Raw genomic sequence first — 11,809 nt, forward strand, 5'->3', positions numbered from 1 at the left:
CCAACCGTCCATTGCGGTCAGGACTCGACCACGGTGCTTCTTGGGGGTGAATTCTCCGACGAGGGCATAGTCGACGGGGATGCATCCGCCGAGCCCGAATCCAGCGAGGAATCGGAAGAGGATGAACCAGCTGAACGCTGGAGAGAAGGCGCCAGCGACGGTGAAGATCGAAAACACGAGGAGTGTGAGTGTGAAGGCCTTCTTGCGGCCGATGACATCAGCGATGCCGCCCCAGATGAAGGCGCCCAACGCCATGCCGATGAGGTTGGCCGTAGCGATCCAGGCTGCCTGGCCTACGCTCAGGCTCCAGTAGTCGCTGAGCAGTGGGATGAGGAACCCGTTGAGGGCGACGTCCCAAGCGTCGAACATGAACCCGAGGCCGCCGATGATGAAAGATGGCACCTTGGGTTCGCCACCGCCACGGAAGGTTGGCGACGACTTCGGAAGCGGTCGGCGTGGACGCCGAGGTTGCAGTAGACACGAGGCCACAATACCTCTTTAACGCATTTGTGAGTAAAATTGTTCGCATCTCGTCGCTGCACCTTACGCAGCCGGACAGAAGCCGAAGGAATCAGCGCGCGGAATCTTCTTCGTCGGCACGGCGCCGTGGCCGAGAATCGCGCTTCTCCTCATACCTGAGCCACGTCTGCCGAATCGCACCTGCTGACCCATGTCTGCTGAGTCCAGCGCTGGAACTGCCGAAATCCACATGGCACGCTAAGAGGGTCGGGTGCCGCGATCGAAATCGCAGCAGCCGCCCCTCTCAATGTGGGACGACCTGAGCCGCCTCGTCTGAGCAGTCCTCAGCACTCAAGTCCTCAGCACTCAAGTCCTCAGCGCTCAGGCCCTCAAGCCCCAGACTTCAGGCCAGACGAACCATCCAGTTGTTCTTGTCCTCGGCGCGGCCGTACTGGATGTCGAGCAGAGTCTTACGGAACTCCATGGTCTTCTCACCGGGCTCTTCACCGTGGTCGATCGTGAATTCGCTGCCGATGACACGGCCGATCGGAGTCACGACTGCGGCGGTGCCACAGGCGAAGGCTTCGACGATGTCGCCATTGGCAGCTCCCTCACGCCATTCCTCGACGGAGATCTTGCGCTCTTCCGGCTTCAGGCCCAGCTGCGGGGCAAGGTCGAGCAGGGACTGGCGAGTGACACCGTCGAGGATGGAATCACCGAGCTCCGGAGTGAGCAGGCGGCCATCCTTGGTCACGAGCATGAGGTTCATTCCGCCGAGCTCATCGACGTATTTGTTCTCTGCCGCATCGGTGAACAGCACCTGCTGGCAGCCCTGGGCTGCGGCTTCATTCTGCGCTGCCAGCGAGCCCGCGTAGTTGCCGCCGCACTTGGCGAATCCGGTGCCACCGGCGCCGGCGCGGTTGAAGTTCTGCGACAGCCAGATCGAGACGGGCTTGATGCCGCCGGAGAAGTAGGGCCCGGCGGGGCTGGCGATGACGTAGTAGTCGACCTCATGGCTGGAGCGCACGCCCAGGAACCGTTCGGTGGCGATCATGAAGGGGCGCAGGTACAGGCTCGACTCGTCGGCTTCGGATTCAGGGGTGGGAACCCACTCCTGATCGAGTGAGACCAGCGCCTTGATCGATTCGATGAAGTCGGATTCCGAGATCTGCGGCAGCGCAAGACGCTCGGCGGACTTGTTGATGCGCGCAGCGTTGCGCTCGGGACGGAAGGTCCAGACGGAGCCGTCTGCGTGGCGGTAGACCTTCATGCCTTCGAAGATCTCTTGCGCGTAGTGGAACACTGCAGCAGCAGGATCGAGCACCAGCGGGCCGTACGGCTTCACCTCGTGAGCGTGCCAACCATCGTCAAGGGTGTACCTGACGTGGGCCATGTGGTCGGTGAAGTAGAGCCCGAATCCGGGATCCTTCTTGATGTTCTCTCGCACCAGCTCGGGTTGCGGCTGGACATTCTTGAGAACGGCAAACTTGGTCATAAGAACTCTTTTCTCATTTGTGATGAGTGACACTGTCAGGGTAGTCCATCACCCCGGTGCGCGTCGCACCGGGGTGATGGCTCACGAATCGTCCAGTCGGCCCTCGCCACGCCGAGGTGGTCGTGCCCACCTCGGCCCCTGCAGGCCGCGTCAGCTCAGGCGGGCAGCGATCGCGTCGCCCACCTCGGCGGTGGAGCGCTTGGTTCCGTCGCGGTCGGCCAGATCGGCTTCGACAGCGGTCTCGATCGACTTCGCCACGACGTCGAGTCCCAGGTGCGAGGCCATGAGCGCACCGGAGAGGATCGAGGCGGTCGGATCGGCGATCTGCTGTCCGGCGATGTCCGGTGCCGATCCGTGGATGGGCTCGAACAGGCTCGGTCCCGTGCCTTCGACGTTGAGGTTGCCCGAGGCGGCCAGACCGATGCCGCCGGTGACAGCCGCGGCGAGGTCGGTGAGGATGTCACCGAAGAGGTTGTCGGTGACGATCACGTCATAGCGGCCGGGGTCGGTGACCATGTAGATCGTGCACGCGTCCGTGTGCTCGTAGTTGAATGTCACCTCTGGGTATTCTGCGCCGACCTTCTCGACGACGCGACGCCATAGGTGACCCGCGTGGACCATGACGTTGTGCTTGTGGACGTAGGTGAGCTTCTTGTTCCTGGCCTGCGCACGTTCGAACGCATCGCGGACTGCCCGCTCCACGCCGTACCAGGTGTTGATCGAGACCTCGGTCGCGACCTCATAGGGGGTATCGGTGCGCACCGAGCCGCCCATTCCGGTGTAGGAGCCTTCGGTGCCTTCGCGGACGACGACGAAGTCGATTTCGCCGGGGTCGGCCAACGGGCTGGTGACTCCGGCGAAGAGCTTCGAGGGACGCAGGTTGACTGCGTGGCTCAGACCGAAGCGCATCTTGAGGATCACACCTCGCTCGAGCACGCCCGACGGCACGCTCGGGTCACCGCAGGCGCCGAAGAAGATGGCATCGTGGGAACGCAGCGATTCCAGCTCCTCGTCCGTGAGTGTCTCGCCGGTCTCGTGCCAGCGCTTGGCACCGACTTCATAGTCCGTGAGATCGAGTTCCACGGGCTCGCCGGACACCTCGATGGCGCGCTTGAGGACCTTGAGGCCTTCGGGGACGACCTCGTTGCCGATACCGTCGCCGGGCATGACTGCAATTGAGAACTTCATGGTCTCAGACTAGAACTCATCTCAGCATGCAACTTGTTCGTCCTACTATTCGGACACATTTCGACCGCCGGGTTCAGCGAATCCCGTCATCCACAATTTCATGTCTCAAACTTCGTTCCCGACTACAATTTCGCGGCTCGAGCGTCGAAGATGGGAGGAACACCCCGAAACCCCCAGAGAAAGTCGATCATTGACAGAAACGATCCGCAACGCCCGAGCCGCCGCACTTCCCGCCAAGCTCTCCCGCTCCTGGCTGTTGGTCAACGCGGCCAAGGAGGAGATCTTCACCGAGGCGCAGATCTCCGAATCGGATTCCGTCATCTTCGACCTCGAGGCCTCGGTCTCCGACGACAAGAAGCTCGCCGCCCGCGACAATGTCGTACGAGCTCTTGAAGGCGGCATGTCCGCATGGGTCCGGATCAACAAGATGGACTCTGAGTTCTGGGACGACGACCTTGCCTCCATCGCCATGCTCCCCGGCCTGCGCGGAGTGATGCTGCCCGAGACGGAACGTCCCGAGCAGGTCTCCTACACCGCGATGCGCGCGAAGGCAGGACTCCCGGTCATCGCTCTGCTCGAATCTGCGATGGGTGTGGAGAACGCGACCAAGATCGCCGAGGCGCCGGGCACATTCCGCCTTGCCTTCGGAACGAACGACTTCCGCAAGGACACCGGCTTCTCCGGCGATCCGATGGCACTGGCCTATGCCCGCTCACGACTGACCATCGCCTCGCGCATGGGTGGACTGCCCGGCGCGATCGACGGCCCTTCAGCAGCCACTGCCAGCGATGAGCAGGTCCGCACGGATGCCGAGGTCACCCACATGATGGGCATGACCGGAAAGCTCGTGCTCAACGTCGATCAGGTCGTGACGCTCAACGAATCGATGAGCCCGAGCGAAGACGAGCGCGACTGGGCCCGCCAGCTGCTCGAGGCTGCCGAGGGCGGCTCCGAGATCACGGACGGCTCGTACCTGCCACGTCTGGCACGCGCAAAGAAGATCGCCTCCCTGGCGTCGACCTACGGGCTCTGGAACGCCTGAGCCTGATCTTGAGTCTGAGTCTGAGTCCGAGCCCTCAATAGTGTCGGTCCGTCAACCCTCGTGGATTCTGTGGTCCACCCTGCCGGTGGTCCTCCTCGTCGTTGCCTTCGGCCTGTGGCTGAGAGTCGATGTCTCCGGGCCCACGACGGTTGACCAGGACTGGCTGAATCTCGTCGGGCTTGAGCCCGACACCTCCGGGTACTGGCTGGCGGTCATCCTCGCCGAGGTGGGCGGGGGCACGGGGGCCGTGATCTGCACCGGCCTGCTGGCTGCGCTCTTCATCCTCCTGCGACGGTTCCGCTCCGCGGGCGTCCTCGTGACCACCATGCTCATGGGAATCGTCCTGTCCGAGCTGCTCAAGGCCGTGGTCACCCGGGTCCGCCCCAGTGAGCAGCTCTATGACTCCCTGGGCTATTCCTATCCTTCAGGCCATTCCATGGGCGCGGCCGCACTGGCCTTGGGGCTGGCATTCATTGCCTCCCGTGCGCACATGCTCCGGCTGGCCGGGGTGGGCGCAGTTCCCCCGTTGGCAATCCCACCGGAGAACAAGACCGAGCCTGTCCCTACTGACACCGAGACTGCCCCCACCGAAACCGCAGCCGTTCCGACCGAGATCACTGCCCCGCTCGAACCGGTGCGCCTGCGGTTCCACTGGTCCATGCTCCTGGCCTTCGCGTGGATCCTGCTGATGATGTGGTCGCGCACCGCGCTGCAGGTGCACTGGCTCTCCGACACGATCGCCGGAGCCCTCATCGGCATCTCGGCAGCTGTGCTCGCCGACGAGCTCTGGACCTGGGCGACGATAAGGTCCCGTTCACCTCATCGTCAGGGGTGAACGGGACCCGTTCGGTCTGCTGTTTCCTGTGGAGGTCAGTCCTCGCTCAGTGAGACCCCGCTGAACGCTGATGCGTTGACGGCCCCGGCCACTGCCTTGACGACTTCCTCGGATACTGCCGAGTCGACGGCCAGCACGGAGAGTGCATCGTTGTCGGTCGCCGAGGGCGAGACCTGCATACCGGCGATGTTGATGTCATTGGCACCCAGGGCCTGGCCCAGCTGACCGATGATGCCGGGACGGTCCTCATAACGGAAGATGAGCAGGTTGTCGGTGAGCTCGATCTCCAGGTCGAAGTCGTTGACCTCGGTGAGCTTCTGCACGAGCTTCGGTCCGGTCACGGTGCCCGAGACCGAAATCCGCTGCCCTTCGCTCGTCGTCGCGGTCAACCGGGTGACGTTGCGGAAGGATTCGCAGTACGGATCGGTGACCAGTTCGACGCCGATGCCGCGCTCCTCAGCCAGCAGCGGTGCGTTGACGTAGGAGACCTGATCGGATACGACGTCCTTGAACAGTCCCTTGAGCGCGGAGAGCTTGAGGACGGACACGTCCTTGTCTGCGATCTCGCCGTTGACCTCGACCTTGAAGTGAGTGACAGAGGAGTTCGCCAGCGAGTTGACGACTCGGCCGAGTCGTTCGGCCAGGGGAATGCCCGGGCGCACGTCCTCATGGATGGCTCCGCCGGCAACGTTGACCGCGTCGGGAACGAGCTCCCCGGCCAGGGCCTTGCGCACGGACTTGGCCACGGCGACGCCGGCCTTCTCCTGTGCTTCAGCGGTCGATGCGCCGAGGTGGGGCGTGACGTTGACGGCGTCGAGTTCCATCAGCGCCGAGTGCTCCGGAGGTTCGGTGTTCCACACGTCGATGCCGGCACCTCCGACCTCACCTGCGGCGATCGCCTCGGCGAGGGCGTCCTCGTCGATGATGCCGCCGCGAGCCACATTGATGAACCGTGCGCCTGACTTCGCGGCCTTGAACTCCTCGGTGCTGATCATGCCGATCGTCTCAGGAGTCTTGGGCATGTGGACGGTGACGAAGTCGGACACGGCCAAGAGCCCGGGCAGGTCGACGACCTCGACGCCCATCTGCGCGGCGCGTGCCTGCGTGATGTAGGGGTCGTAGCCGACCAGACGCATGCCGAATGCCTTCGCACGCTCGGCCACGAGACTGCCGATGCGGCCGAGTCCGACGATGCCAAGAGTCTTCTCGTAGAGCTCCACGCCCGTGTACTTCGAACGCTTCCACTCCCCCGCCTTGAGCGAGGTGTTGCCGGCGCCGAAGTAGCGTGCGGACCCGAGGATGTGGGCCATGGTGAGCTCAGCCGCGGAGATGATGTTCGAGGTCGGAGCGTTGACGACCATGACACCCGCCGAGGTGGCCGCCGGGACGTCGACATTGTCGAGTCCGACGCCGGCACGGGCGATGACCTTGAGACCCTTCGCCGCACCGATCGCCTCGGCATCGACCTGAGTGGCGGAGCGGACGAGGATCGCGTCGGCATCGACGATGTCGCTGAGGAGCTGAGAGCGGTCAGCGCCTTCGGTGTAACGGATCTCGAAGTCGCCTCCGAGGGCATCGATGGTGGCCGGTGACAGATTTTCGGCGATGAGCACGATGGGCTTGGGCACTGAGTTCCTCCTGTTGCGTCCGGGACGCGTCCATCCTATGAGACTTTGTGAATGCTTTCACAAAGTCTCAAACTCTGGGAAGGAAGTTCAGAACCCGTTGGGTGAGTACGGCATCCGTCCCAGGTTGAACATCGAGCTGGCGCGTACGGCAGCACCCGGCACGTTTTCGTCGATGCGTCCTGCGCGGGCGAGGATGACAGGGTCGGCGCCGCCGAAGTAGAGGGAGCCGAGTTCCGCGATGCCCATGCTCAGATCGGCAGGAGCCGAATCGGGAGCGGTTTCGACGACGGCGTTCTCGCCGTCGGAGGTGATCGTGTAGCGGCCGCCAGCCAGATCGAGTGAGTCATCGATCTCGAGCACCAATGTGCCGGGCACGTACCAGGGCCTGGCTTCGAGTGCTGCCTTGACATCGAGGATCCGGATCCAGATGTTGTCCTCTGTGGACACGGTCCGAACGCGGCGGGAGTCGGTGAGCAACCAGGGCAGCGGCGAGTCCTCGGCGGATTCTCCGAATGTCACTCTCGTCGACAGATCGATGGCGGCCAGGAACGACCAGAGTGAGGCATAGGCGGCGTCGGTGACTGCGACGAAATCGATGAGATCGATCGTCGGCGGATTCTTCGACCAGCCGGCGAACTTATAGGACACGTAGCCGTCGGCTTCTCCCTGCTCGTTGAAGTGCAGGGCGGCACGCACACCGCGGTCGGCTTCGCCTGTATCGGTGTTCAATGCACCGGTGGCGCGCTCGATGTAGGTCTGCTGGCGTTCCATCGCACCGGGCGAGGTGCGCATGAACTCCCCGTAGATCCTCGGAGCCAGTTCACGCAGCTCGCTGGGCAGGCACATCTCGACTCGGCGGTCGGGTTCGTGGACCATCTTGAAACCGGGTGAGGTGTCGACCTCGATGGAGTGGGCCCAGGTGGCGACGCCGAAGCCGAAGCGGGAGTAGATCCCACCTTCGGTCGCTGTCAGTGCGGCGAACGGGTATCCGTCGGCCTTCGCCTCGGCGAGGTCTGTCGTCATCAGTGACCGCAGCAGTCCGCGCCGGCGGTGCGTCGGGCGCACTGTCACCCATGTGATCAGGTGACCGGGCACCAGACGCCCACCGCCCACGTTGACCAGCTTCTCGAACCACGCGAAGGTCGCGACGGGAACGCTGGTGTCGAGGGCGTGCTCGTATTCCTGCTTCGCATAGACGGCGGTGAGATTCCGTCCGTCGGCGATGGCGCGCTCGACACGGTTCTTCAGCGCATCATCGGTGGACCGGGCGTCATGGAATCCCACACTCGTCGACGCGAAGTATCCCTGCGTGCGTTCATCGGGGGCACCGGTGGACTCGTCGAAGGCGGGCTTGAAGTTCTCGAACCTGTAATTCGTCACGATTCCAACAGTAGTTCACATCACCAGGATTGAGGGTCCGCAATGAGTGGAAATAGTCGTGTACCACCGGGAGCGGGTACGACGAAGCCCCGGAGGCCAAGCGGCCTTCCGGGGCTTCGTGGTGTGACGATCAGCGAGCGGCAGTGCCCTCGGTGTAGTCGTCATCGGAGTCCTTGAGCCACGCGAACATCTTGCGCAGTTCGCGGCCTGTGGTCTCGATCGGGTGCGTCTCTTCCTTCGAGCGCAGTTCCTTGAACTCGGCCGCACCGTTCTTCTGGTCGTTCATGAAGCGCTCGGCGAACTTGCCGTTCTGGATGTCCGCGAGGACGGCTTCCATGTTCTTCTTCACGTCCGGGGTGATGACGCGAGGTCCGGAGACGTAGTCGCCGTACTCAGCGGTGTCGGAGATCGACCAACGCTGCTTGGCGATTCCGCCCTCGACCATGAGATCGACGATGAGCTTGAGCTCGTGGAGAACCTCGAAGTAGGCGATCTCCGGCTGGTAGCCGGCTTCGGTGAGGACCTCGAAGCCGTACTGCACGAGGTGCGAGGTGCCACCGCAGAGAACGGTCTGCTCGCCGAAGAGATCCGACTCGGTCTCCTCGGTGAAGGTGGTCTTGATGCCACCGGCACGCAGTCCGCCGATGCCCTTGGCGTAGGAGAGCACGAGATCCCAGGCACTGCCGGTGGCGTCTGCTTCGACTGCCACGAGAACGGGGACGCCGCGTCCATCGACGTATTCGCGACGCACAACGTGTCCGGGGCCCTTGGGTGCGACCATGATGACGTCGACGCCCTCTGGCGGCTGGATGTAGTCGAAGCGGATGTTGAAGCCGTGGGCGAAGAGCAGAGCGTTGCCGGGCGACAGGTTAGGAGCGATCTCAGCGTTGTAGATCTCGGCCTGAACCTGGTCAGGAGCGAGGATCACAACGAGGTCGGCCCATTCGGAGACCTCGGCGGGGGTGCCGACCTCGAGGCCTTCGGCTGCGGCCTTGTCGCGGCTGGCGGAGCCTTCCTTGAGGCCGATGCGGACCTCGACACCGGAATCGCGCAGGCTCAGTGAGTGCGCGTGGCCCTGGCTGCCGTAGCCGATGACGGCGACCTTCTTGCCCTGGATGACGGACAGATCTGCGTTGTCGTCGTAATAGCGTTCTGCTGCCATAGTTCTCTTGCTCCTTCAGAGGTTTGGGGTACTCCCCCATTGTTTCACAGTTCGGTACTGCTGTTCACTTATTGAGATGGTTGACGTTCCACGAAGTGGAACGTGAAGACGTCACCTGCGCAGGGCCCTGAGAGCCAGTCGCGCAGTGTCACAGGATCAGCTGCGCAGGGCGCGGTCGGTGATCGACTTCGATCCGCGGCCGATGGCCACGGTGCCCGATTGGACGATCTCCTTGATCCCGAACGGCTCGAGGACTTCGCGCAGGGCCTCGACCTTGCCCAGTTCGCCGGTGGCTTCGACGCTGACGGAGTCGGGTCCCACGTCGACGATCTTGGCACGGAACATCTCCACTGCCGCAGCGACCTGCGGACGGGTGGTGGCGTTGGCCTTGACCTTGTAGATGATGTGGGCTCGACGCACCGAGGTAGCCGGTTCGAGCTCGACGATCTTGATCACGTTGACCAGCTTGTTGAGCTGCTTGGTCACCTGCTCCAGCGGCACGTCCTTGACGTCGACGACGACCGTGATGCGCGAGAGCTCATCATGTTCGGTCACGCCCACGGCGAGGCTGTGGATGTTGAACCCGCGGCGGGCGATGAGGCCGGTGAAGCGAGTGAGCACGCCGGGCTTGTTCTCGACCAGGACTGAGAGTGTGTGCCGGTTGTTCATTCCAGGCCTCCTTCGATCTGTGCCACGGAGCGAACCGTGCCGTCTTCTTCCGTGCCTGCGTCCGCGATCTGGCTCTCGGCCTGTTCGTCGCCTTCGCCGTCGAACTCGGGGCGAATGCCGCGTGCGTATTCGATCTCGTCGTTGGAGACTCCAGCGGCGACCATCGGCCACACCATAGCGTCCGGTGGGACCGTGAAGTCGAGGACCACGGGACGGTCGTTGGTCTCCAGCGCCGTCTTGATCGCAGCATCGACATCGTCGTTGCTGTCCACGCGCAGAGCCAGGCAGCCGTAAGCCTCGGCGAGTTTGACGAAGTCCGGGATCCGGATCGTCTCATGGCCGGTGTTGAGATCGGTGTTGGAGTACCGGCCGTCATAGAACAGGGTCTGCCACTGACGAACCATGCCCAGTGACGAGTTGTTGATGATCGCGACCTTGATCGGGATGTCGTTGAGCGCGCAGGTCGCGAGCTCCTGGTTGGTCATCTGGAAGCATCCGTCGCCGTCGATGGCCCAGACCACCCGGTCCGGTTCGGCGACCTTCGCCCCCATCGCCGCAGGCACCGAGTAACCCATGGTGCCGAGGCCACCGGAGTTCAGCCATGACTTGGGGCGCTCGAACTCGACGAACTGGGCGGCCCACATCTGGTGCTGGCCGACACCGGCAGCGTAGACCGCCTCGGGTCCGGTCAGGGCCGAGATCCGCGAGATCACATACTGCGGATCGCAGAGTTCATCCTGTGTGTCATAGCCCAGCGGGTAGGTCGTCTTGAGGCGATTGAGGAAGCGCCACCAGGGCTCGCGCTGACGCTCGAGAGCCTTGGGGAACTTGCCGCGCATCTCGGTGAGCATCTCCGCAAGCACCTCGCGGGCATCACCGACGATGGCGACGTCGACGTCACGATTCTTCCCGATCTCCGCCGGGTCGATGTCGGCGTGGATGACCTGCGCATTCGGTGCGAAGGAATCGAGGTTGCCGGTGACTCGATCATCGAACCTGGCACCGATGGTGATCAGGAGGTCGGATTTCTGGAAGGCGGTCACGGCGGGCACGCTGCCGTGCATACCCGGCATTCCCAGGTGCAGCTGGTGCGAATCGGGGAACGCGCCACGGGCCATCAGGGTCGTGGCGACGGGAATGTTGGTCGCCTCGGCGAGCTTGAGCAGCTCCTTCTCCGCCTGGGAACGGATGACACCTCCGCCGATGTAGAACACGGGACGCTGAGCATCCGAGATGAGCCGGACGGCTTCGCGGATCTGCTTCGCATGCGGCTTGAGGATGGGACGGTATCCGGGCAGCTGCGGCTCCTCGGGCCAGATGAAGGGAGCGGTGCCCGTCTGGGCGTCCTTGGTGACGTCGACAAGGACCGGACCCGGCCGGCCGGTGGTCGCGATGTGATGGGCGTTCAGTATCGCCGAGGGAATGTCCTCGGGCTTGGTCACGAGGAAGCTGTGCTTGGTCACCGGCATCGTCATTCCCACGATGTCAGCTTCTTGGAAGGCATCGGTGCCCAGCAGCTTCGAGCTCTGCTGACCGGTGATGGCCAGTATCGGGACGGAATCCATGTGGGCGTCGGCGAGCGCCGTGATGAGGTTCGTCGCACCCGGACCCGAGGTTGCGATGCACACGCCCAGCTTGCCCGATGCTGCGGCATAGCCTTCGGCCGCGTGCCCGGCTCCCTGCTCGTGACGAACGAGGATGTGGCGGATCTTGTCGGTCTCGAACAGCGGGTCGTATGTCGGAAGGATGGTACCGCCGGGAAGGCCGAAGACCGTCTCGACCTCGAGGAGCTCGAGGCTGCGGACGATCGCCTGCGCTCCGGTGAGGACCTCAGGGGTCGAGTTGCGTCGAATGCTTGACGGGGTCGCGGTCACCGGGGCTGGGCTGGGCGCAGTGCCAGTTCCCGCTGACTGGGCCGAGGGCGTGGCTGCCATCGTTTCGTATCCTTCCT

9 protein-coding genes and 1 pseudogene are annotated in these 11,809 nt (G+C 63.6%); 2 read left to right on the forward strand and 8 right to left on the reverse strand.

Features of this window, described 5'->3' with window-relative positions:
- The 3 genes and pseudogenes from HX613_RS13640 to HX613_RS13650 form a co-directional block, all read right to left on the reverse strand.
- Positions 1 to 481: pseudogene (locus HX613_RS13640) on the reverse strand (MFS transporter); the annotation flags it as partial.
- 381 nt (positions 482 to 862) lie between these two features.
- The gene (locus tag HX613_RS13645) at positions 863 to 1,954 is read right to left on the reverse strand and encodes a branched-chain amino acid aminotransferase (protein ID WP_235343885.1); all 1,092 of its coding nucleotides are present in this window, start codon (positions 1,952 to 1,954) and stop codon (positions 863 to 865) included.
- Between the two features lie 150 nt (positions 1,955 to 2,104).
- The gene (locus tag HX613_RS13650) at positions 2,105 to 3,142 is read right to left on the reverse strand and encodes a 3-isopropylmalate dehydrogenase (RefSeq protein ID WP_235343887.1); all 1,038 of its coding nucleotides are present in this window, start codon (positions 3,140 to 3,142) and stop codon (positions 2,105 to 2,107) included.
- Between the two features lie 190 nt (positions 3,143 to 3,332).
- Here HX613_RS13650 and HX613_RS13655 point away from each other — a divergent pair, with 190 nt between their 5' ends.
- Complete coding sequence (locus tag HX613_RS13655; protein WP_235343888.1) at positions 3,333 to 4,184, forward strand: HpcH/HpaI aldolase/citrate lyase family protein; 852 nt, start codon at positions 3,333 to 3,335, stop codon at positions 4,182 to 4,184.
- 40 nt (positions 4,185 to 4,224) lie between these two features.
- A complete protein-coding gene (locus HX613_RS13660; protein WP_235343889.1) occupies positions 4,225 to 5,019 on the forward strand; it encodes a phosphatase PAP2 family protein in 795 nt (264 codons plus the stop codon).
- A gap of 35 nt (positions 5,020 to 5,054) precedes the next feature.
- Here HX613_RS13660 and serA read toward each other — a convergent pair whose 3' ends face one another.
- The 5 genes from serA to HX613_RS13685 all read right to left on the reverse strand — a co-directional run bounded on the left by serA (position 5,055) and on the right by HX613_RS13685 (position 11,792).
- The gene (gene serA / locus HX613_RS13665; RefSeq protein WP_235345819.1) at positions 5,055 to 6,647 is read right to left on the reverse strand and encodes a phosphoglycerate dehydrogenase; all 1,593 of its coding nucleotides are present in this window, start codon (positions 6,645 to 6,647) and stop codon (positions 5,055 to 5,057) included.
- Between the two features lie 87 nt (positions 6,648 to 6,734).
- Positions 6,735 to 8,027 carry a GNAT family N-acetyltransferase gene (locus tag HX613_RS13670; protein ID WP_235345820.1) on the reverse strand — a complete coding sequence of 431 codons (1,293 nt, stop codon included), beginning with the start codon at positions 8,025 to 8,027 and terminating at the stop codon, positions 6,735 to 6,737.
- A gap of 130 nt (positions 8,028 to 8,157) precedes the next feature.
- On the reverse strand, positions 8,158 to 9,189 hold the full coding sequence (gene ilvC / locus HX613_RS13675; RefSeq protein ID WP_235345821.1) for a ketol-acid reductoisomerase: 1,032 nt from the start codon (positions 9,187 to 9,189) through the stop codon (positions 8,158 to 8,160).
- Between the two features lie 156 nt (positions 9,190 to 9,345).
- Positions 9,346 to 9,858, reverse strand: a complete 513-nt coding sequence (ilvN, locus tag HX613_RS13680) for an acetolactate synthase small subunit (protein ID WP_096178825.1) — start codon at positions 9,856 to 9,858, stop codon at positions 9,346 to 9,348.
- The gene (locus tag HX613_RS13685) at positions 9,855 to 11,792 is read right to left on the reverse strand and encodes an acetolactate synthase large subunit (protein WP_235345822.1); all 1,938 of its coding nucleotides are present in this window, start codon (positions 11,790 to 11,792) and stop codon (positions 9,855 to 9,857) included. Before HX613_RS13685 ends, ilvN begins: the two co-directional genes overlap by 4 nt.
- Positions 11,793 to 11,809: the final 17 nt, after the last annotated feature.

Origin of the sequence: Brevibacterium sp. UCMA 11754 (assembly GCF_021532275.1) — a bacterium.
GTDB lineage: Bacteria > Actinomycetota > Actinomycetes > Actinomycetales > Brevibacteriaceae > Brevibacterium.